Genomic DNA, 22,463 nt, shown 5'->3' on the forward strand with positions numbered 1-22,463 from the left:
CGCGATTTCTTTGAACCTCTTCACCATTACGAGGGTGTCCAACGCTCACTGGTTAACTGATCTCTGTCACGGCGCGTCGCTTGGGTCCTTCCATGTGAGGGTGATGTGCCGGGGGGTGCGCTGAGCCTCGGGTTTCCAGAGTTTTTTGGGATATTTCGGGGCGACACACCTATTTTGAGGAAGTCCCTTGAACCATTTTCCACAAGCCGCCTTGGATACGTCCAATTTCGTATGCTAGCGTGCAACCCAAGCTAGAGCGGGGGATTCCCGAATAAGAACACAGAGATAGGGCAGGCAACACATCATGAGCGCAGACATCAAATCACTTGGTTCGTTCGTCTGGTCTATTGCTGAACTGCTCCGTGGTGACTTCAAGCAATCCGAATACGGAAAAGTCATCCTGCCCTTCGTCGTGCTGCGTCGCCTTGACTGCATACTTGAAGAGAGCAAACAAAACGTGCTCGACATGGCTGAATCTCTGCCTAACGACATGGATGACGAGGCACGCGACACGCTGCTCTCTGGCGCTGTCGGTCAGGACATCCGCATTTACAACCTGTCCCGCTTCACCTTCGCTTCGCTTAAAGGTCAGGACGCCAAGGACATCCACAAAAACCTGCTCGACTACATCACCAAATTCTCAGGCAACGTCCGCGACATCTTTCTCGACAAATTCCTGTTCACCGACCAACTCAAACGCCTGAATGACGCCGGGCTACTCTATCAGGTGTTCGACCGCTTCACCCAGATCGACCTGCACCCGAACGCGATCTCCAACCTTGAGATGGGGTATCTCTTCGAAGACCTCATCCGCCGCTTTTCAGAAATTTCGAACGAGACGGCAGGGGAACACTACACCCCGCGCGAGGTCATTCGCCTGATCGTCTCGCTGCTGCTTATAAATGACAAGGACGCACTGACCGGTTCCGGAGTCATTCGGCAGGTCTATGACCCCGCTGCAGGAACAGGCGGGATGCTGGCGATTGCCGAGATGGAGATGAAGGCACTCAACGACCGCATACGCGTCGAACTCTTCGGGCAGGAACTCAACCCGGAGTCCTTCGCGATCTGTAAATCCGACATGCTGGTGACCGGGCACAACCCCGAGAACATCGCCTTCGGCAACACGCTCACGCAGGACGCGCACAGCAGCAAACGCTTTCACTACATGCTCTCCAATCCACCCTATGGCGTGGAATGGAAGAAATACGCCGACCCGATCAAGGACGAGGCGGCGGAACAGGGCATGGACGGTCGCTTTGGCGCGGGTCTGCCACGCATCTCGGACGGGCAGCTGCTCTTCCTGCAGCACATGATCTCCAAGATGCGAAATGACGAGCAAGGCTCGCGCATCGGCATCGTCATGAACGGCTCGCCGCTCTTCACCGGTGGGGCCGGGTCAGGCGAAAGTGAAATACGCCGCTGGATGCTTGAGAACGACTGGGTCGAGGCAATCATCGCGCTGCCCACGGACCTCTTCTACAACACTGGCATCCAGACCTACGTCTGGCTGCTCACCAACCGTAAGCACACTGCACGGCGCGGCAAGGTGCAACTGATCGAAGCCAGCGGGGAGCGCTTCTGGAAGTCCATGCGCAAGTCGCTCGGGTCGAAGCGCCGGGAAATCTCCGAGGAGGCCACCAAGGAGATCGCCCACATCTATCACGACATGCTGAACGGCAACGCAGGGTGGGAGGACGTCTCGAAGATCTTCGATACGACCGATTTCGGGTATCGTGAAGTCCGCGTCGAGCGTCCTCGGCGGATAGTTTTCAAGGGAAATAACGAACAGCGTCAGGCCTTGGAAGGCACCAAGGCTTTCCAGAAATACGACTTGGGATTTCAGAACCGGGTCATGGATACGCTCCGTGACAAGTTCGACGAGGTCGAGTTTCGAAATCGAGGCGAGTTTTTGGAGCGTCTGCAACTGGTTCTCGACATGGACGGCATCGAACGGGATGCAAAGCTGATAAAGATGATCGCTGCAAGTGCCGAGTTTGCGGATGAGGACGGGGAGGTTCAGAAGGATTCGAAAGGCAACTTGCAGCCGGACACGAGCCTGCGAGATCACGAGCTGGTACCGCTGAACGAGGACTGGCGGGACTATGTGAAACACGAGGTTCTGCCCTTCGTCCCCGATTCCTGGGTGGATGAAACCCACACCGATGCGCAGGATGGCGGCGTCGGGCGTGTCGGGTATGAGATCAACTTCAACCGCTATTTCTATAAATACGTGCCGCCTCGTCCGCTCGATGAGATCGACGCCGAGTTGAAGGCGCTGGAAGCAGAGATCGCAGGTCTGCTGCAGGAGGTGGTTGAGTGAACTATTGGGACGAGAGCGTTCGGTCGTCATTGCGTCCGCTCAAGCACTGTTGCCACGTGAATCCGGCAGTGCTGCCGGAAACGACGGACCCAGACTGGGAGTTCGTTTACATCGACATTGGCAGTGTTTCACTGGCGGAAGGTGTGACGCACAAAGAACGTATGCGTTTCGCGGCTTCGCCTAGTCGTGCCCGCAAACCGGTTCGTGAGGGCGACATTCTCGTATCGACAGTTCGCACCTACCTGAAAGCGATTGCCGCAATCGAACCGGCGGATACGCCACAAGTTGCCTCGACTGGGTTCGCCGTTTTGCGCGCCAATGAAGGCACCGACGCTCGCTTCCTGTATCGCGTCGTTCAATCAAATCCGTTCGTTGAACAAGTTGTATCTCAATCCACCGGTGTCAGTTATCCGGCGATCAACCCATCTACGCTATCGAACATCGAAGTCCCGCTCCCTGACCTCGCGACCCAACGCCAGATTGCCGACTTTCTGGACCGCGAGACCGCAAGAATAGACCTGCTGATCGAGAAAAAGCAGCGGTTGGCAGAACGATTGGAGGAAGAAAAAGACGCTCGGATCACGCACGAGGTCACGGGAAACACGCGCGAACATAGTGACCGAAAGCCATCTCGAAATGCCTTCATCTCAAGTATCCCCGCTCTATGGAATGATGCTCAGCTGAAGCATGTTGTGCGACCCGGCACTGTCATTACGTATGGCATCGTTCAAGCGGGGCCGGAGTATGAAGGCGGAATCCCGTACATTCGGACGGGCGACATGAAGGGAGAGGCACTGCCTCTGTCAGATTATCCCCACACGTCACCAGAGATCGCAAAATCCTATTCACGCTCTGCCTTGGAGCGGGGCGACCTCGTAATGGCAATCCGCGCAACTGTCGGAAAATGTTTAAGGGTTCCTGATGAACTGGTGGGTGCGAACTTAACTCAAGGCACCGCCAAAATTTCGCCGGGGCCTAGGGTCAGGCGCGACTATCTCTATTTTGCACTTAAATCGAAACCCTCTCTTTCTTTCTTCGATGAATCGGCAAAGGGAGCGACGTTTAAGGAAATAACACTCGACAGACTGAGGCGACTAGTGATCCCGATGCCTCCGCTTGATGAACAGGATCAAATTGTTAGACGGCTGCTTCATTTGGAAAGGCGACACTCGCGTGTCACAGAAGCTATCACTGCTTCTATCGACCGCCTCAGAGAATACCGCTCCGCCCTGATCACTGCCGCTGTCACGGGCCAGATTGACGTGGAGACCTACGCCAAATCCGGCACCCCCGACCGCCGCCTCGACGCCATCCAAGAGGAGATGGGCGCGTGAGCAAAGCAATGCCTTTGAAAAAGATGTTGGCGTCTCTCGAAGCGGCGTTGGTTGAGTGTGCAGACCCTACCGAACGTGGTCGCTTAGGGGAGAAGGCATCCCGATTGCGCAAGGACCTAGAACAGGCCGGGTATTTGTCCCCCATAACGAAGCAAGTAAAGCCTTCTAAGAGCAAGCGACGCTCTCAAAAGAAAAAACCGCAACAGGTCGATTCACTGGTCCGTGCGAGCAACCGTCCCGGTTTTGCGGGCGTGCCGATCAGCTTCGTTCAAGGCGGGTCGATGCGAAAAAAGTAGGTGACTAGAATTTACGAAAGCAGGAATCGCTACCAAAGCAAGAAATGAAAAACCCAAGATTAGAAAGTCATCAGTTGAACCATCAGTTTTTTGAACATCGCCTTCACGAAGACCAGCCTAATCGCCCGAAAGATAAACGGTCTCCATATCAGCGTGACCGGGCGCGCATAATGCACTCTGCCGCCTTCAGGCGACTGCAAGGCAAGACACAGGTCATGGGGGTTGGTGAAGGTGACTTTCATCGCACTCGGCTGACCCATTCAATTGAAGTCGCGCAGATCGGCTATGGCATCTTAGAAGTCCTACAACAAAAAGCGGCTTTTTTTCCGGAGAAGATCAGAGACTGGTTTCCTAACCGCGATCTTATTGAAGCAGCATGTTTGGCGCATGATCTGGGCCACCCGCCGTTCGGGCACAAAGGGGAACAAGCACTTCATTATTCTATGCTCGAGTTCGGTGGTTTCGAAGGAAACGGCCAGACGCTTAGAATTTTGGCCCGGCTGGAGAAATACAAAGAGCGCGGGAAGGGCATATACCCTACCAGACGCCTTCTATTGAGTGTTCTCAAATACCCTTGCGCCATGAGCGCGTTTGATATGGACAACCAAATAAACAAGCCACCCAAATGCTACCACAATGAAGAAAGGCCGGTGGTGGAATGGGTGCTTGAGGGGTTCTCTGATGCGGACCGCGAGAAGTTTCAGGAAACCAAAAACGGTAAGCCAAAGCACCACAGTTTCGATTGCAGCTTATTGGAACTCGCCGATGATATCGCTTACGGGATTCATGACATTGAAGACATTGTAGCACGTGGTCTGGCGACTAAAGACGAGGTTCGCCAAGAGATCGCGCGCGCTTTCGAATACATTGGCGGTCAGATCGAGCACGGCGGTTCAACTTTTGACGCCAAATCCGTATGCGAAGGTCTTTTTGAAAACAGCTTCAAGCGAAAGCAGATGGTTTCGAACCTCGTTAATTTGTTCATCACGAGTGTTACCATCAAAAAAAGTGACGAAGGATTTGAGCATCCTTTGCTTGGCTTCAATGCTGTCCTCCCTGATCCTCATGAAAAACTTCTCAAGCATTTAAAAGATGATGTGGCCTACAATCTAATTATTCGAAAAGCGAAGGTTCAGCAATTGGAGCGGCGTGGTCAGATGTTGGTTTCCAAACTTTTTGAGGCACTTGTGTCTGACCCTAAAGCCCTCATACCTTCTGAGTCATGGGAGGATGGAGATACCGACAGCAGCAAAGAACGCCGCGTATGCGACTACGTTGCAGGGATGACCGATGCCTATGCGGAAAGGCTTTATAAAAGGCTGTTTCAACCCGGATTTGGCAGTAGTGGAGACGAACTTTGACCGAAACACACACCACGGCTGACATTCATCAAGAGAAGGTTTTTGAGACGCACATCGTTGGCTGTCTAACCTCAGAGCAGGGATACATCGAACGTGACTGCGCGGCCCATTACAGCGTCGCCTATGCGCTTGACACCGAGTTGCTGTTCCGTTTTCTGAAGACCACCCAACCTGAGGCTTGGCAGACGCTTGAAGATCATTATAGCGCGCAGGCTGAGGCCGAAGTTCTGAAACGTCTCGAAAAAGCGTTGAAGGACAACCCGACCCATGTGGTGCTCCGCGACGGTATCAAGCTGGTGCCAAACATCCATTTCACGCTCTGCTATTTTAATCCGGCGTCGAACCTGAACCCAGACCTGAACCGACTGTATGAGGCCAACCTCCTGTCAGTGATGCGGCAGGTGACCTATTCGGCCAAGAACAAGAACGCCATCGACATCTCGACTTTTGTTAACGGCATCCCAGTAGCAACGCTTGAGGTGAAAAATCTGCTGACAGGGCAAAATGTCAAACACGCGGAAAAGCAGTATCGGAAGGACCGCTCCCCCGGCGGTGAGCCGCTGCTGACCTTCAAGCGGGGGGCCATCGTCCACTTCGCGCTAGATCAGGACAACGTGTCGATGACAACACGCTTGATGAACGGCAAAACGCGTTTCTTGCCTTTCAATCGTGGACGGGATGGCGGTGCTGGGAACCCGGATGTGCCGGGCGAAAACCGTGTTGCTTATCTCTATAAAAACTTGCCGGACGGGAAAGCAGTGTTCTCGCGTGATGTGCTGCTTGATCTGATCGGACGCTTCATCCACCTCGAACGGGATGGCGGAAAAGAAGTTCTGATCTTCCCACGCTTCCAGCAATTCGATGCAGTACGCAAACTGCTGGCAGACGCCAAGTTAAAAGGTGCGGGACAGAACTACCTGATCCAGCACAGTGCCGGGTCGGGCAAGTCAAATACCATCGCTTGGACCGCGCATCAGATCATCAATCTTCATGACGAAAGCGACCAACCGTTGTTCGACACCGCGATTATCGTGACAGACCGTTTGGTGCTGGATCGTCAACTGCAGAATACCATTGGCGGGTTTGCCCAGACCGATGGCGTCGTGAAGAAGATCGATGGCACGTCTCGCGATCTCAAAGAGGCCATAGTAGGTGGCGCGCGCATCATCATCACCACGATCCAGAAATTCGGCACCGAACATCTGGCAGCGATCTCAGGACAGGCAGGAAGAAACTTCGCGGTTATCATTGACGAAGCGCACTCCTCTCAATCGGGCAAGGCTGCACAAGCAATGACTGATGCGCTGACCCGAAATGCAACAAGTTCTGATGACATCGAGGATATGGTGCTGGCGTTTCAGAAGGCGCGCGGGCCTCAGAAAAACATCTCATTCCTCGCGTTTACCGCTACGCCCAGAAACGTAACGCTTGAGCGGTTCGGGCGCATTGAATCAGATGCTAAGCCGCATCCGTTTCACCTATATTCGATGCGTCAGGCCATCGAAGAAGGGTTTATTCTGGACGTGCTTCAGAACTACATGACCTACAAGGCATACTACCAACTTGAAAAAACAATTGAGGATGACCCGGCGTTCATCGGTAGAAAAGCGCAGGGCAGGGTGGCCCGGTATGCTTCACTGCACCCGACCGCAATTGACCAGAAGGTAGAGGTCATCGTTGAGCACTTTCGCCGCCACATCGCAAAGGAACTGGGCGGTCAGGCGAAAGCAATGATCGTTTCCCAAAGCAGAGAACACGCGCTGCGCTACTGGCAGCAACTGACAAGGTATATCGAAGACAAGGGATACACAGACCTCAAAGCCCTTGTTGCTTTCTCAGGTGATTTGAATGTGGATGGTAATGTCTGGACAGAGGCCATTGCAAACGGCTTTGCAGAAACGGAGTTGCCCAAGAAGTTTGATACAGACGAATATCAAGTTTTGGTGGTTGCAGAGAAATACCAGACAGGATTCGACCAACCAAAGCTGGTCGCGATGTATGTTGATAAGAAACTCGCCGGGTTGCAGGCGGTGCAGACACTTGCTCGCTTGAATCGAACGCGTGCGGGAAAAACACGCACCTTCGTCCTCGACTTCCAAAACACAATGGAAGAGATCAAAGAGGCTTTCGCGCCGTTCTTTGAGACTACTGCGCTCGAAGAACGCACCGATCTCAATCAAATCTACGACCTTGAACAGCGCATCTCAAACACGACCTACATCCACAAAGACGAGGTTGAACGCTTCGCCGACCAATTCTTTAAAGGCGATCTGACGACACAAGATCGCCTTGCCTTGGAGGGCACGGTCCGACTGGCTGTCGAACGATTCAATCTGGATGAGGACGAGGCACAGAAGGAAGAGTTCCGGCAATTACTCAAGAGTTTCCAACGCTTCTATGCCTTCGTTGCGCAGGTCGTTTCGTTGAACGACGCGTGGCTCGAAAAACTTTACGCCTACACCTCGTGGCTGTCGCGTCTGCTGCCATCTCGTGACGTGCCCGCAGATATTACCATCACTGACGACATGCTGAACTTGTCCGCGTTCAAGCTGCAAAAGGGCGAAGAGGGCAGCGCGTCGCTGTCTCCCGGCGAAACTTCCGAATTGCAACCAATCACTGAGTTTGGGGCAAACCCCTACACCGAGGAAGAGGAGATGTCGCTTTCGGAGATCATCGACTCGTTCAATGAACGACACGGTACGCAGTTTTCGCGCGAGGACTTCCTGCGCTTTGAACGTGTGACGCGCGAGATCATGGATGAAGAGATGACGGAGATGGTTCGTAACAACCCGGCGGACGTCGTTTACAACGCTTTTTCACAGGCGTTCTTCCAAGGCATGGTTAAGATGTTTCAGCAGGATAACGAGATGCGCAATATCGTCATGACAGACAAAGACGCACGCGAGCAAGCCACGCGCCATTTTTTCAATCGGGCGCAACGGCAGGCAAAGACTGGATAGTTAGTTAGTCAGTTTTTGGACACAGCCTGAACGCCGCCATTGGGCGCGACTGGTGATTGCTCATGTGTCAGAGGATTCAACTGCGGCCCAACTAGCAGTGTCGAGTCTCGGATGACTTGCAGCAAGTTACCCGTATCAGAAGTATTGTCGGTTCGCATTGTGCTAAGCGCCGATGTTTCTCGATAAATGTAGCTTGCGTCAGTTGCGTTCCGGTGTGTGGTCATAACGTTCTCCAACCTTCAAACGTCCTTTGGTCTTGAAATTGCTCTTGCGGTGGGTTCGGCGGCGGTGGCTGAACCATAGATCGAATAATCGTTCCCTCAGTTACGAAACCATGAGAGCCACCGTCCACACTCTCAATTATTCCGCGTACCAATTGATACTGCGTAGCCTGATTTGGCGGGCCAACTGTTTGCAGGTTGAACGGTTCTGCCAGTTTCATTTGCTGACTATAGCTACGATGCACAGACTTTAGTATATCATAAAAATCCACACTTGGCTTCTCTACCGGAAGACCCAAGGAAGCGGCTTCTCGCCGATTTATCGTGTAATCGTGACTTCCAGAGTCCGCACATAGAAAATCTACGATGGCCTGCACCTTCTCAGTGTCGTTCACGTGCCCCTTCAAAAGTTTCTCCGCCAAGAAGCGAATCTGCGCTCTTGAGCGAAATATCTCCCCAAGAACCAACGGATGAACTTTATTTGACAGATCAGTGAGAAGGTCACCTAAAACCTTGTCATCCTTAATGCCAAGGTCTTGAGTTGCGGCGTCCATGTAACCTCTGACTGCTTCGACACTCACAGGTAGACGAGCGAGTTGGTTGCCTCCGGGGGCTTGAGGTCCAAGTGGATGAGTCAAACTTGGATCGATAGGCCCAAGTGCTGCTTGTTTCGACATCACAATGTTTTGCGCTCCAAGAGAAATTAAGGTCCCTGCGCTCATAGCCTTATATGGAATCAAGACCTCAAGTTCATCGCAAAACGTTTTAATCAGGTTAACCAAACGCCACGCAGCAGCAGTGTTGCCCCCATTCGTGTGCAGCAAGAGAGAAATACGTTGGGTCGGACCGATAGCGTCAAGCAAATCGACAAATATGTCTATGCAGTCAGCCCCGATCTGAGCCTCGGCATTTTGCCTGTCACCGGTCACATAAGAAATGATTTTGGTTTCGCGCTCTTGCTCAATCTTGTCGTAAAAGGGCTTTCGGGTTGCGAAGTCCATAAACTACTCTGTCTCCATCCGTTTTTGCCAAGCATTTCCATAGGATGGCTTGGAAGTCAAATTATGAAACTTGAGTCTTGGAAAGTTGCTCAAGCCAACCACGCCATTTGTATTTGGATTATCGATTAAGGCCCTCGCGGTGGCGACTCCGTGGCGATTCAAGCGGCCAGTGGAAAATGACCTAAAACAAAAAAACCCTCTAAGGCATTGACCTTAAAGGGCTTATTATGGCTCCGGCGGTAGGGATCGAACCTACGACCAATTGATTAACAGTCAACTGCTCTACCGCTGAGCTACGCCGGAACGGTTCGGGCGATATAGCAGCGGTATTTTGGCGCGTCCAGAGGGAATTGCAGGAAATCGGGAAATTTGAGCGCGATGTTCTCAGCGCAATTCAAAGACCGTAGTCGCCTGAAGATACTCCCCCGCCATGACCCGGTTTTTCCCCTTAAGATCAATCAGATGGGCCAGAACATTACGGCTCGCAGCGCCAAGAAGGCCCGGGGGGGTGTCCACGTATATGGCGCGGGCGAGCGCCTCGGCCGTGGCGGGGCCTGCGCGCAATGCCTCAAGGATTTGCACCTCGCGACCCAGGCGGTGGGCGACCAGCCAATCGAGCCGCGCGTTGGGTGCGCCGATCACCTCGCCGTGGCCGGGAAAAAACGCCTCCCAGTCTCTTTGCTGGAGGCGTGCGCAGGAGGCCATGAAATCCGTGAGGTCCCCGTCTGGGGGGGACACCAGAGAACTGGCCCAACCCATCACGTGATCCGCGGTAAAGCAGTTGTCACCCCAGGCAAAGCAAATGTGGTTGCCCAGATGTCCGGGAGTGTGAATGACATCGAGCCGCCAGTCCGCGCTGGCAATCCTGTCACCCTCGCGCAGGTGAATGTCGGGCGAAAACGATGTATCGATCCCTTCACCTCCGCCTGCCATGCCGGACTGCAACAACCGCTCCATGACGGCCGAGCGACCCGCCTCTGCCGGGCCAAAGGCGCTGATCGGGGCTCCGCAGGCGGACTGCAGCCTGCGCGCCAGCGGCGAGTGATCGAGATGCGCATGGCTGACAAGAATGTGCGTGATCCTGCTGCCCCGAGGTATCGCCGCCAGAATGGCGTCCAGGTGGTCCCTGTCATCCGGCCCGGGATCGATTACGGCAATCTCGTCCCTGCCCAAAAGATAGGTGTTTGTGCCACGATAGGTCATCGGCGACGGGTTGGGCGCCACGATGCGTCGCAGGCCCGGCCGCAGCGGTGTCGGTCGGCCAATCTCGGGATCAAATTCGTCGGGGGCCTGCATGGGCATTCGGTCTTTCTAAAGGGCAGGGGCGTCGTTAGGGTCTAGCGCATGTCGTTTGTCTGGCTCAAACATTATATGCCCCGCAGCCTTTATGCGCGTGCCGTGCTTATCCTGCTGTTGCCCGTCGTGTTCCTGCAACTGGTGGTCACCGTTCTGTTTCTGACCCGGCATTTCGAAGATGTCACGCAGCAGATGACCGATACGGTGGCCCGCGAACTCCGGCTTGTGCTCGATATCATCGACAGGGCGCCGGATCGCGGCTCCGTCGGTACGCGTGTGATCGAGCAGGCATCGCAACTTGCCATCACCGCGACGCCGGTTGATCGGGCGGCGGTACCGGCGGAAAACATGCGCGACTGGTTTGACTTTTCCGGGCGCGTGATCGTGTCCCGCTTGCCGGGCGAAGGGATGCGGATCATGGCAATTGACCTGACCGAATACCGCCGCGTCAATGTCTATTGCGATACCCGGTTCGGGCCTGTGAAGATCAGCTTTGACCGGCGCAGGATTTCGGCGTCCAACCCGCATCAGCTCTTCGTCAACATGTTGTTCTTTGGCGGGCTGATCACCGTCATCGCCATTTTGTACCTGCGCAACCAGCTGCGGCCGATCAAGCGGCTGGCCCGCGCCTCCGAAGCATTCGGGCGCGGTCGGCATGAACCCTACACCCCCTCTGGCGCGCTGGAAGTGCGCGCCGCCGGTAACGCGTTCCTCGACATGCGCAATCGGATCGAGCGCCAGATCGAACAGCGCACGTTGATGCTCTCGGGGGTAAGCCATGACCTGCGCACTCCGCTGACCCGGATGCGGCTCAGCCTGTCGATGCTTGAAGACGAGGAGCGTGCGCTGCTGGAGCAGGACGTCGATGACATGCAGAACATGCTGGACGCCTTTCTGAATTTCGTCAAAGGGGCCGGCGAGGGGGAACCGGAGGCCGTTGATCCACATGCGCTTGTCGCCAGCGTGGTTGAAGACGCCCGCCGGGCCGGGCGCAAGGTGACGCTGCGCCCCTCCGAAGGCGATGGCGAGGGCACGGTGAAACTGAACGCCGCGACGATGCGCCGTGCCCTCGACAACCTGATCTCGAATGCGGTGCGCTATGGCGCCCATGCCGAGGTGTCGGTGATGCTGAGCGATAAAACGCTGCGCATCCGGGTGGAGGACGACGGCCCGGGTATTCCCGAGGATCGCAGAGCCGAGGCGACCCGACCTTTCACGCGGCTCGATCCGGCGCGCAATCAGGACAAGGGCGGCAGCGTCGGTCTGGGGCTGGCGATCGCCACCGATATCGCCCGTGCGCATGGCGGTGTCTTGCGGCTCAGCACGTCGGACCGGTTGGGCGGGCTGCGGGCGGATATTGTCATCGCGCGATGAATGTCCGGCAGGTCCGGCGTGCCCCCAAACGGTCAGACCGGACCGCGGACCGGCACGCCCCGGTGTCCGGGAACACGCGTCACATCAAGCGGTTGGAAACTATGGTAGGCCCGGCAGGACTTGAACCCGCAACCAAAGCGTTATGAGCGCTCTGCTCTAACCAATTGAGCTACAGGCCCGCCATGAATGCGTGGGTAAGCCGGGGCGCTGCTGGCGTCAAGGGGCTGCAAACCATTGGCGGACATTGCATGCCGACCGTGAATGCTCTAACCCGCGATCAAGAAATCTGTGATGCGAGGGACCGGACCATGACACTGCCCAAAAACGGGATCACCTATGCGGATGCGGGTGTCGATATCGACGCGGGCAATGCGCTTGTGGACCGGATCAAACCGGCGGCCAGACGCACCAACAGATCGGGTGTCATGGCCGGTCTGGGCGGTTTTGGCGCGCTGTTCGATCTGAAGGCCGCCGGCTATACCGACCCGATCCTTGTGGCCGCCACGGATGGCGTGGGGACCAAGCTGCGCATCGCTATCGACACGGGCCATGTTGATGGTGTGGGCGTCGACCTCGTTGCCATGTGTGTCAACGATCTGGTGTGTCAGGGCGCTGAGCCGTTGTTTTTCCTTGACTATTTCGCGACAGGCGCGCTGGACACAGATCAGGCCGCGCGGATCATCGAAGGCATCGCACTGGGCTGTGAGCGTGCAGGCTGTGCGCTCATCGGCGGAGAAACCGCAGAGATGCCCGGCATGTACCCCGCGGGTGATTTCGATCTTGCGGGCTTTTCCGTCGGCGCGATGGAGCGGAGCCGTGATCTGCCCGCCGACGTGGCGTCGGGAGACGTCCTGCTGGGGCTGGCATCGGACGGTGTACATTCGAACGGCTACAGCCTTGTGAGGAAACTGGTGGAGCTCTCCGGTCTGGGATGGCAGGACGCCTGCCCATGGTCAGACCAGTCGCTGGGGGCCGAGCTTCTGACGCCCACGCGGCTTTACGTACGGCAGGCACTGGCGGCGATCCGGGCCGGGGGTGTGCATGCGCTTGCGCATATCACCGGCGGCGGGCTGACCGAGAACCTGCCGCGGGTTCTGCCCGAGGGTCTGGGCGCGCAGATCGATCTGAACACCTGGGTCTTGCCGCCGGTCTTTCAGTGGATGGCGCAGACCGGCGGCATGTCTGAAAGCGAGTTGCTGAAGACCTTCAACTGCGGGCTCGGCATGATCCTAGTCGTGGCCCCCGATCAGGCGGATAAGATCACGCAAATCCTGTCCGAGCTTGGCGAAGACGTCACTCGCATCGGAACGGTCACCAATCAGCCGGGCGTCGCCTACACAGGCAGCCTTTCGTGACCAAGCGCGTTGCGATTTTCATTTCGGGCAGCGGCTCGAACATGCAAAAGCTGCTGGAGAGCATGACAGATGATCATCCGGCGCGGGCCTGTGTCGTCTTGTCGAATGACCCGAAGGCAGGTGGGTTGGAGATCGCCGAAACCGCCGGTGTGCCGACGGAAGTTGTGCGTCACGAGCCGTTCAAGGGGGATCGCGTCGCTTTTGAACATGCCATCACCGGGGCCATTGCGCACCATGCGCCCGAGATCATCTGCCTTGCCGGGTTCATGCGGAAGCTGACGGCTGGATTTGTCGATCCGTGGCGGGGACATATGCTCAACATCCACCCCTCGCTGCTGCCAAAGTACAGGGGTCTGCATACCCACGCCCGCGCGCTGGACGCGGGTGACACCATGCACGGCTGCACGGTTCATGAAGTCACCGCCGCATTGGATGACGGGCCGATACTGGGGCAGGCGGAGGTTCCCGTCCTGCCTGATGATACCGAGGCGACCCTTGCCGCGCGCGTTCTCGCACAGGAACATATCCTTTACCCGGCGGTGCTGAGGCGCTTTGCGGCTGGTGACCGACGTCCGATCATGCTGCGGTGACAGGCGGGGCCCGGGCGGGTTCTGGTCAAAGGCGCAGGCGTCGTGTAACAGTTTCAAGACTGGGTAATTTTACAAACTCGAAGAAAAAGAAAAGCCCGAATGAAAACACTCACAACGACTGCGGAACTTGCTGCTTTTTGTACGGAAGCGGCCACCTTTGACTATGTGACGGTGGATACCGAGTTTTTGCGCGAACGCACCTACTACTCCAAGCTGTGCCTGATCCAGCTGGCGATGCCTGGCAAGGACGACAGCGGTGCGGTGCTGGTGGACCCCCTGGCTGACGGGCTGTCGCTCGAACCGCTTTACGATCTCTTCCGCGATACTTCGGTGGTGAAGGTGTTTCATGCCGCACGGCAGGATCTTGAGATTTTCTACGTTGACGCGCAGGTCTTTCCCGAGCCGCTGTTCGATACCCAGGTCGCCGCGATGGTCTGTGGTTTCGGCGAACAGGTGGGGTATGAAACGCTTGTCCGGCGCATAGCGAAACAGCAGCTGGACAAGACCTCGCGGTTTACCGACTGGTCACGCCGTCCGCTGACCGAGGCCCAGAAGACCTATGCGCTGGCTGATGTGACCCACCTGCGTGACATCTACGAATTTCTGGCCGATAAGCTGGAGGAAACGGGGCGCAGCCGGTGGGTCAGGGAAGAGCTGACCGTGCTGACAAGCCCCGAAACCTATGTGGTGACCCCCACCGAGGCATGGCGCCGGGTGAAAACGCGCACGAATTCACCGAAGTTCCTCGCCGTCGTGCGTGAATTGGCGGCGTTCCGCGAGATCTATGCGCAGGAGCGCAACGTGCCCCGCAACCGGGTGTTCAAAGATGACGCGCTGGTAGAACTGGCGTCGAACAAGCCCAAGACCCCCGAGGAACTGGGGCGTGCAAGGCTGCTTTTGCGAGAGGCCCGACGGGGCGATATCGCCGAGGGCATTCTGAAAGCCGTGGCCGCGGGCGTGGCCTGTGCGCCGGAGAAGATGCCGCAACCTGACCGGTCCCGCGACAAGCTGCAGGTCAACCCGGCGCTGGCAGATCTGCTGAGGGTGCTGCTCAAGGCGAAAACCGAAAGCGTCGGCGTCGCTGCAAAGCTCATCGCTTCCGCCGCTGATCTGGATGGTATCGCGGCTGGCCTGCGCGACGTGCCGGCGCTGTCCGGCTGGCGCAAAGAGGTGTTCGGTGCTGATGCGCTGCGATTGTGTGACGGCAAGATTGCGCTGGCGGCGGATAACTCTGACGTTCGCATCGTGTCGCTGGACTGAACAGGCGACCCTAGCGGCGTGCCTGCTGCGCGTTCTGAACACCTTCCACCCGAATGGTTCTGGCCTCCGCCAGCGTGCGGTCGGTGACCCGACGCGCCGCCGTGACCTGCCGCGTCGCAGGTGCACCGCGCGCGACGCTTCCGTCACGGCGCAGCCCTTCCAACCGGTAGGTCAGAACACCGTCCTCGGCTTGCTCATCCTTGTTGGCGGGCGTCAGCTGGACGTCGTAAATCCCCTGTACCGCCGCGGTGCCCGTGGCCCGGATGATGGCGCCGCCGGGGACCCGTTCAATGATCAGCTCGTCAATGGTCTCGATCGGGGTGCCCTGATAGATGGCTTCGCGGTCACGTCGGGACTGAAAAATGCCCGAGCGTTCAGGCAGCAACGGATTCTTTTCCTCGGACGCGGCGGTGGCGACGGGCACCGACTCGCCATTGCCGAACCAATTGAAAGGGTTGAGCCGCGTACTGCAGGCCGAAAGGACCAGGGTCGAGACCACGAGGGCGGAAACTGTCTTGCGCATGCTGCCTGCCAATTGTTTTTCGTACTTCGGACTAGCGCATCTGATGTCCTTTGAAAAGCGTCAAGGCAGGGCTGGACCTTTGGCAGGTCACGGCTTACCTCAGTCGCAACAAATGAGGATCGGCATGGCGCAGGCTGCTTTTGAAGAATTGGTGGAAGACTTCCAGTTTCTGGAAGACTGGGAGGATCGCTACCGGCTGGTGATCGAAGAGGGCAAGGCGATGGCCCCCCTTGAGGAGGCGCTCAAAGTGCCTGCGACCAAGGTTGAGGGCTGCGCCAGCCAGGTATGGCTGCATGCGCTCACGGAGGGCGGCGTGCTGCAGTTTGACGGGGAAAGCGACGCGATGATCGTGAACGGGCTGATCGCGGTTCTGAGGAAACTGTACAACGGGCTGCCGTTGGAACAGGTGATCTCCGTGGACGCACGCGCCGAAATGGAACGGCTGGGCCTCAATGATCACCTGTCGGCGCAGCGCTCCAACGGGTTGCGCGCAATGATCGAGCGCATCCGCTCTGTCGCGGCCGCTGCCGCGGCGTGACCTGAAAGGCGACGCCTTCGGCGTCACGCGATGTTTTAATTTCCTCCGGAAATTGTGGTGGTGGAGCGGTTATCGGCAGATCGCCGCATCAAAGCTTCGCCAGGGCGGTGGCAAGGTCACCATACCCTGTCAGGCGGCGTTCGAAGGCCAAGCCCAGAAAGTCTGCACAATCGCGCGCTTTCGCGGTGAGGGCCGGATCGTCCGTCTGTGCCTGATAGACCAGTTTTTCATAATTGCCAAAGTACATGTCGCGCAGTTCGGGATGGCGGTCGAGGCCCATCGGCTTGATGATGAAGGCCTCGAACTGACGCACGAGAAAATCGGTGAGGTAGAAGGCTGTGATCTCTGTCTCTGCCTGCTTGGCGAAACGGTCGTTACCTTCGAAGAACGAGTAGCAATGCGGGCCTGCGATCATCTCCACGCCAAGCTCCTTGCAGGCGGCCTCCAGCAGGCCACCGGTGCCGCAATCGGCGTAGACCACGAAGATCGTGTCATAGGCATCGCCGTGTTTTGCCACCGTATCGCGGACGGCCTCTGTGATCTTATCGGGATAGAGGTGGTATTTCGCGGGCAGGCAGGTGAGATCAAGATGCACCCAGCCGTTCGCCTTTTTCAGGTCGATGATTTCGCGGGCCAGCGCGCCGCAGGCGACGAGAAGAACCCTGCCGCTCTTTTGGGTCAGCGGCAGCCCGGTCTCCGTCAGCTTATTGTCGTTCAGACCTTGCATGGCACCCTTTCATGAAAACGGCCTGCGCCGGGCATCCGACACAGGCCGCACATTCCATGTGACGGTGGTCAGGCGGATTTCTGGTTATGCTTGCGACCAACCCATTCCTTTGCGGTTTCCACCGCGACCGCAGCGTCCCGGCAATAGGCGTCGGCACCGATCGCCCGGCCGAATTCCTCGTTCAGCGGCGCGCCTCCGACCAGTACGATATAGTCATCGCGGATGCCCTGTTCGACCATCGTATCGATGACAACTTTCATATAGGGCATCGTGGTTGTCAGCAGTGCAGACATGCCCAGGATGTCGGGGCCTTCCTTTTCCATCGCTTCAAGGTAGGCTTCGACCGCATTGTTGATGCCGAGATCGACGACTTCGAAACCAGCGCCTTCCATCATCATGCCGACGAGGTTCTTGCCGATGTCGTGAATGTCGCCCTTGACGGTGCCGATGACCATCTTGCCGACGCGCGGCGCACCGGTTTCGACAAGCAGCGGTTTGAGGATGGCCATGCCGCCCTTCATCGCGTTCGCGGCCAGCAAGACCTCTGGCACAAAGAGAATGCCATCCCGGAAGTCGTGGCCGACGATGGTCATACCGCCGACAAGGGCCTTGGTAAGCACATCGTAAGGTTGCCATCCGCGTTCCAGCAGGATGTTCACGCCTTCCTCGATTTCCTCCTTGAGACCGTCGTAAAGGTCGTCAAACATCTGTTGAACGAGTTCTTCGTCGTCCAGCTCCGAGAGGATGATATCGTCTTCGTCCGACATTGGCTTTCCTTTGTTGCCGCACCATAAAGCAGGGTGCGACCTCTGAACTCTTTTGACAGAACGTCTGCATGCGACTTTTCAAATTGCGACACGAGGGTAACAATGTGCGACGCTGTGACGCGAATTTTAGCGTGACAACAGAAGGCTGCACAAGCTTTTGAACACGCGGGGCGTTCGAAACTTTCTCATAATCATGTACAGGTGAGCCCGCGCTTACTCGGCCGCCTGCACCAGTGCTACCGGTGGTTGCGGGGCGTTCCGCACGGCGCTGTCCTGCGTCGGCGCCCGCCCGCGACGGGCGTAAAGCAGCGCAAACATCGGGGGTGTGAAATAGAACGACACAACTGTCGACAGCAAAACGCCACCGGCTACCGACATCGCAAAAGGCGGCCAGAAACCGCCGCCGGCAAGGATCAGCGGCAGGAACCCTCCGAAGGTGGTGATGGTCGTGCTGATGATGTGCCGGCTGGATCCCATCAGCACGTCCACCATGGCACCCGGATCTCCCGACCGGGCTTCCGGGTCGTCCCGCAGGCCGGTCATGATGATGATCGCGGCGTTGATCGAAACGCCGATGGACCCGATCACCCCGATGATCGCATTGATCCCGAAGGGATACTGGAAGATCGCGAGCGACAGAATGCTCAGACCGGCGGACAACACGCTCACAACCAGGGCAATTACCGTCAGGCGGAAGGAGTTGAACGTCATCACGATGGCTGCAATCGACAGGGTGACGATAAGACCGAGCGATGCCAACAGGTTCCCCAGGGTTTCCGCGCGTGCATCGCTGTCGCCGCCGATCTCGAGCCGGTAGCCCGCAGGCAAGGCGAAGCCCTCGGCCTCCAGGGCATTCTGGACTTCGACGAGTGCTTCCTCGGGCAGCACATCGCGCAGGATGAAAGCCTGAACCGTGTTGACGCGCTCAGCGTTGCGCCGCGTGATGATGGGCTCGCTTGGCGTCAGTGAGAGGGTCGCAATGGCCGAGAGCGGGATACTTGGCAGATCACCCTCGCGTGAGAGCGCAGCGGCCGATGGCGGCAGGATGGTCATGTCGGCGATGGCGGTCAGGTCGCTGCGGGTTGCGTCCCCGAAGCGCACGCGCACCGGCAATTCTTCCGGCCCTTCCAGCAGGGAGCCGCCCGCAACGCCTTCAAGACCGGCTTCGAGCTGGCGCGCCACGGTTGCGAGATCAAGGCCGAGCTGGCGTGCCTTGGCCTCGTTGATGTCAACGCTCACCTGGGGTGCGCCGGTCGTGACGGTGCCGCGCGCGAGGGTGACCGCGTCGACGTTTGCAACAATGCGGCGCATGTCCGCGCCGATCTCACGCAGCGTATCGAGGTCGGAGCCCACCACGCGCAACTCCACCGGGGCATCGACGGGCGGGCCCTGAACCAGACCGCGCACCAGCACCTGCGCCTCGGGTGCCGCGGTGCCGATCTCTCGTTCCAGCCGGGCGATCAATGCCTCGGTTGCTTCTGGCGACCGGGTCGTGACCAGCGCCTGTGCGAACCGCGCGGCGTTATCGCGGGCGCTGACCATGTTGTAGTAAAATGCCGGGGCCGATTTGCCGAGAACCCAGGACACCTGGGTGGTTTCAGGTGCGCCACGCAGCAGTGCGTCCAGCCTGTGCACGACCTTTTCAGTCTGGGCAAGCGCTGCGCCGGGGCGCAAATCCACCTCGATATGGAACTGGTCACGGTCCACGCCGGGAAAGAACTGGGCAGTCAACAAAGGCATCGACATGAACCCCAGAACCGGCAGCACCAGTGCAAAACCGACGGACCGCACGGGGTTGCGCACTGCCCACCGCAGGGACCCGGCGAAAGCTGCGGAGACAAGCGGCAGCTTCAACCCCGAGGCCAGAGTGCTGACCGCGTGTTGCGACGGCATCGCCCAGCCCGCGATGGCGGGAGTGAGCGTCACGGCGATGACAAAGGACCACATGAGCATGGTCACGACGGCAATGGCGATGGATCCCACGAAGTCTCCCGCCGGTCCGGGCAGAAGGATCATCGGAGTAAAGGACAGGGCTGTCGTGACGGTCGAGGCGAAAAGCGGCGCAAAAAGGCGCCGGACGGCGCCGCGCACGGCGGCAATTCGTTGCTGACCTCTCGCAATCCGCTGGCCGACTTCATCCGTCATCACGATCCCCGCATCGACCAGCAGACCCAGCGCCACGATCAGGCCGGTCACGGACATCTGGTGGATCGCGAGGCCGATGATGTTCATCGTGGCAAGCGTCGCAAGGGACACGACCGGCAGGATCAACGCGACGATCAGGGCCGCACGAACCCCCATGGTGATCAGCAGGACACCTACGACAAGGGCGACGCCAATGGCCATGTTGCCACCAACTTCGGCCAGCCGTTCAGCGGTGTAGCGGCTCTGGTCAAAGATAAGCTCGACGGAAATACCGCCCGGTGCCTGGGCCTGAAATCCGGCCAGCGCCTTGGTGACCCGCGCGATCCAGACATCAACCTTTAACCCGTCTTCGAGCTTTGCGGCCACCAGCACGGCAGGTGCGCCGTTGTGCAAGGCCTGTTCCGCCAGCGGCAGGCGGGGTCCGCGACTGATCGAGGCGACGTCGGCAAGCCGGGTGACCTGACCGTCCGGGCCTTCCCGGACAATCACCTCCCGCACACGCTCAAGCGCCGTGATATCTCCCTCGATATCGATGATCATCTCACTGGTCCTGCCGCGCACGCGCCCGGCCTGTCCCTTGCTGTCAGCACGGGCGATGACGGCGGAGACGTCATCCGCCGTCAGACCCAGCGCTGCCGCCCGGTCAGGGTCGAGGGTGACGAGCACCTCTTCTTCGGGGGCGCCGAATGTTTCGACGTTCTTTGTCCCGGGCAGGCTGCGCAGCGCATCGGCGAGGCTTTCGGAGTAGCGGCCCATGATCGACAGGGGCACATCGTCATGCGTGGCCGACAGCGCGATGATCGCGCCAAATGTGCCCGCGCCTTCGGAGGAGAAATCCGGCGTCAGCACACCTTGCGGGAACTCAGCCTCTGCATCACTCAGAGCGTCGCGGATTTCGGACCATACCTGTTCGATGCGGGCATCTGCCAGCGTGTCCGACAGATCGACCTGAACGATCGAGATGCCCGTGGCTGAAGTGGAGTTGATCTCGTCCACTTCCGGGATTTCGCGCAACACATCCTCGATTTCCGCGGTGACCAGCGTCTCCACTCTGGCGGGGTCCGCGCCGGGGTAGGGGGTTGTTATCGTCGCAAAAAGGTTCGTGATCGTCGGGTCTTCTTGTCGGCCGATGGCCAGCAGGGCGGACAATCCGGCCGCAATGATGACCAGAAGCGCCAGGGCGACGATGCGCGGCTCGCGGAACGTAAGCGTCTCCATCAGCCTGCCTCTTGCAGGAGGCTAACCGTCTGGCCACTAACGACCCGGTGCGGGCCATCCGTGATGTAACGCATACCTTCCCTGAACGTGCCCCGGACATAGGCGCGTTCCGCATCCGAGAACAGCACTTCCACGGCTTCGGCCTGGACCTGCGTTTGCCCCCCGTCATCGGTCACCGTCATCAGGCGCCACAGGCCACGCGGGGCATCCTGCAGCGCGGCAAGGGGCACCCATGCGCCGCGCTCCGTGACCATCTGGGTCAGGACCAGCGCGCCAGTGTCGCGCAGCGGCGGAAGTTCGGAGCCGACAAAATCAAGCAGGACCGTGCGCGTGCGGGTTGCGCTGTCAAGCTCCGGCAAAACGGCGTTCAGGCGCAGCGGGTAGCGTTTATTGCCGAAAATCGCGGCCACGTCGTTTGTGGATGTGAGCGCGGCAAGCGCATCGGGGGTGAGGCCGACCCGGAACTGCTGACCGCTCGCTTGCACGAGCGAGAACACGGGCTGGCCGGAGCCCACGGCACTGCCTGTATCGACCATCCGGGTGGATACCATGGCGTCAAACGGTGCGCGCAGCTCGGATTTTTCAAGTTGCAGATCCACGGATACGAGGCTGGCGTCGATTTCAGCAATGCGCGCCTCAAGCTCCGCCAGACGCAGCGCCACATTGTCGACCGCCTGCAGGGATGCGAAGCCGCGTTCGCTCAGCTCGGTCTGTCGCCTGGTGGTGCGTTTTGCCAGTTCGGCCTGCGCTTCCAGTGCGCGACGGGCCGCCATCAGGCGTGTTCTGTCCGCGTCGATCAACCTAGTGTCGAGACGCGCGATCACGGTGCCGGCGGTCATCCTGTCACCTTCATCGACGGCGAGATGTGCAATCGTGCCGCCCTGCTCGAAGGCCATCACCGTATGTTGCGCCGCCTCGATCTGCCCGGGAAACCGCCGTGGGACCTCGTAACCCTCCGACAGGACAAGGCGATCCGTCTGGACATGCATCGCGGGTGCGGCCTGTGGCGGGGTGACCGCAGCGGCCCGCTCGGCCAGCACGCTTTGGCCCAGGATCATCAGCCCGATGGCGATGCCGATCATGAATAGGGTAAAGACTAAGGTGAGCCATTGTCGTATTAGTCGTTGCCAGAGGGGTTTGTCGGCTGCGGCAGATGTCATGTGTGACCTCACTT

The 22,463-nt window shown here is 58.3% G+C and carries 17 protein-coding genes and 2 tRNA genes; 10 read left to right on the forward strand and 9 right to left on the reverse strand.

Annotated features, from left to right (window positions below; translation table 11 throughout):
- Positions 1 to 304: 304 nt before the first annotated feature.
- The 5 genes from KX928_RS10000 to KX928_RS10020 are packed head-to-tail and all read left to right on the forward strand — an operon-like array spanning position 305 to position 8,274.
- Positions 305 to 2,323, forward strand: coding sequence for a type I restriction-modification system subunit M (locus KX928_RS10000; RefSeq protein ID WP_219501565.1), 2,019 nt, complete (start codon positions 305 to 307; stop codon positions 2,321 to 2,323).
- Positions 2,320 to 3,657, forward strand: coding sequence for a restriction endonuclease subunit S (locus tag KX928_RS10005; RefSeq protein ID WP_219501566.1), 1,338 nt, complete (start codon positions 2,320 to 2,322; stop codon positions 3,655 to 3,657). Before KX928_RS10000 ends, KX928_RS10005 begins: the two co-directional genes overlap by 4 nt.
- Positions 3,654 to 3,953, forward strand: coding sequence for a DUF6381 family protein (locus tag KX928_RS10010; protein WP_219501568.1), 300 nt, complete (start codon positions 3,654 to 3,656; stop codon positions 3,951 to 3,953). The genes KX928_RS10005 and KX928_RS10010 overlap by 4 nt, the downstream gene beginning before the upstream one ends.
- 44 nt (positions 3,954 to 3,997) lie before the next feature.
- Complete coding sequence (locus KX928_RS10015; RefSeq protein ID WP_219501571.1) at positions 3,998 to 5,314, forward strand: anti-phage deoxyguanosine triphosphatase; 1,317 nt, start codon at positions 3,998 to 4,000, stop codon at positions 5,312 to 5,314.
- Positions 5,311 to 8,274 (forward strand): type I restriction endonuclease subunit R, encoded by a 2,964-nt coding sequence (locus KX928_RS10020; protein ID WP_219501573.1) that lies wholly within the window; start codon positions 5,311 to 5,313, stop codon positions 8,272 to 8,274. The genes KX928_RS10015 and KX928_RS10020 overlap by 4 nt, the downstream gene beginning before the upstream one ends.
- A gap of 220 nt (positions 8,275 to 8,494) precedes the next feature.
- Here the strand turns inward: KX928_RS10020 and KX928_RS10025 are convergent, their stop codons facing one another.
- The 3 genes from KX928_RS10025 to KX928_RS10035 form a co-directional block, all read right to left on the reverse strand.
- Positions 8,495 to 9,496, reverse strand: a complete 1,002-nt coding sequence (locus KX928_RS10025; protein ID WP_219501575.1) for an SDH family Clp fold serine proteinase — start codon at positions 9,494 to 9,496, stop codon at positions 8,495 to 8,497.
- 228 nt (positions 9,497 to 9,724) lie between these two features.
- Positions 9,725 to 9,799 (reverse strand) — tRNA-Asn (locus KX928_RS10030).
- A gap of 81 nt (positions 9,800 to 9,880) precedes the next feature.
- Positions 9,881 to 10,792, reverse strand: a complete 912-nt coding sequence (locus tag KX928_RS10035; RefSeq protein ID WP_219501577.1) for an MBL fold metallo-hydrolase — start codon at positions 10,790 to 10,792, stop codon at positions 9,881 to 9,883.
- A gap of 48 nt (positions 10,793 to 10,840) precedes the next feature.
- Between KX928_RS10035 and KX928_RS10040 the strand changes: the two genes are divergently transcribed.
- Entirely contained in the window at positions 10,841 to 12,166 is a 1,326-nt protein-coding gene (locus tag KX928_RS10040; protein WP_219501579.1) for an ATP-binding protein, read from the forward strand.
- A gap of 102 nt (positions 12,167 to 12,268) precedes the next feature.
- Here the strand turns inward: KX928_RS10040 and KX928_RS10045 are convergent.
- Positions 12,269 to 12,345, reverse strand: a tRNA-Ile gene (locus tag KX928_RS10045).
- 129 nt (positions 12,346 to 12,474) lie between these two features.
- Here KX928_RS10045 and purM point away from each other — a divergent pair.
- The 3 genes from purM (at position 12,475) to rnd (ending at position 15,371) form a co-directional block, all read left to right on the forward strand.
- Positions 12,475 to 13,521, forward strand: a complete 1,047-nt coding sequence (gene purM, locus KX928_RS10050) for a phosphoribosylformylglycinamidine cyclo-ligase (RefSeq protein WP_219501581.1) — start codon at positions 12,475 to 12,477, stop codon at positions 13,519 to 13,521.
- The gene (purN, locus tag KX928_RS10055) at positions 13,518 to 14,111 is read left to right on the forward strand and encodes a phosphoribosylglycinamide formyltransferase (protein WP_219501583.1); all 594 of its coding nucleotides are present in this window, start codon (positions 13,518 to 13,520) and stop codon (positions 14,109 to 14,111) included. The genes purM and purN overlap by 4 nt, the downstream gene beginning before the upstream one ends.
- Positions 14,112 to 14,210: 99 nt before the next feature.
- Positions 14,211 to 15,371 (forward strand): ribonuclease D, encoded by a 1,161-nt coding sequence (gene rnd / locus KX928_RS10060; RefSeq protein ID WP_219501585.1) that lies wholly within the window; start codon positions 14,211 to 14,213, stop codon positions 15,369 to 15,371.
- Between the two features lie 10 nt (positions 15,372 to 15,381).
- Here rnd and KX928_RS10065 read toward each other — a convergent pair whose 3' ends face one another.
- Positions 15,382 to 15,894, reverse strand: coding sequence for a hypothetical protein (locus KX928_RS10065; RefSeq protein ID WP_219501587.1), 513 nt, complete (start codon positions 15,892 to 15,894; stop codon positions 15,382 to 15,384).
- Positions 15,895 to 16,018: 124 nt separating this feature from the next.
- Between KX928_RS10065 and KX928_RS10070 the strand changes: the two genes are divergently transcribed.
- Entirely contained in the window at positions 16,019 to 16,432 is a 414-nt protein-coding gene (locus KX928_RS10070) for a SufE family protein (RefSeq protein ID WP_219501588.1), read from the forward strand.
- Between the two features lie 88 nt (positions 16,433 to 16,520).
- Here the strand turns inward: KX928_RS10070 and KX928_RS10075 are convergent, their stop codons facing one another.
- The 4 genes from KX928_RS10075 to KX928_RS10090 all read right to left on the reverse strand — a co-directional run bounded on the left by KX928_RS10075 (position 16,521) and on the right by KX928_RS10090 (position 22,449).
- On the reverse strand, positions 16,521 to 17,159 hold the full coding sequence (locus tag KX928_RS10075; protein WP_219501590.1) for a DUF1638 domain-containing protein: 639 nt from the start codon (positions 17,157 to 17,159) through the stop codon (positions 16,521 to 16,523).
- A gap of 68 nt (positions 17,160 to 17,227) precedes the next feature.
- On the reverse strand, positions 17,228 to 17,926 hold the full coding sequence (locus tag KX928_RS10080) for a cobalamin B12-binding domain-containing protein (RefSeq protein WP_219501593.1): 699 nt from the start codon (positions 17,924 to 17,926) through the stop codon (positions 17,228 to 17,230).
- 213 nt (positions 17,927 to 18,139) lie between these two features.
- Positions 18,140 to 21,289, reverse strand: coding sequence for an efflux RND transporter permease subunit (locus KX928_RS10085; RefSeq protein WP_219501595.1), 3,150 nt, complete (start codon positions 21,287 to 21,289; stop codon positions 18,140 to 18,142).
- Positions 21,289 to 22,449, reverse strand: a complete 1,161-nt coding sequence (locus tag KX928_RS10090; RefSeq protein WP_219501597.1) for an efflux RND transporter periplasmic adaptor subunit — start codon at positions 22,447 to 22,449, stop codon at positions 21,289 to 21,291. Before KX928_RS10090 ends, KX928_RS10085 begins: the two co-directional genes overlap by 1 nt.
- Between the last annotated feature and the right edge of the window lie 14 nt (positions 22,450 to 22,463).

This window comes from Roseobacter insulae (assembly GCF_019375555.1).
In the GTDB taxonomy this organism is placed as follows: Bacteria; Pseudomonadota; Alphaproteobacteria; order Rhodobacterales; family Rhodobacteraceae; genus Roseobacter; species Roseobacter insulae.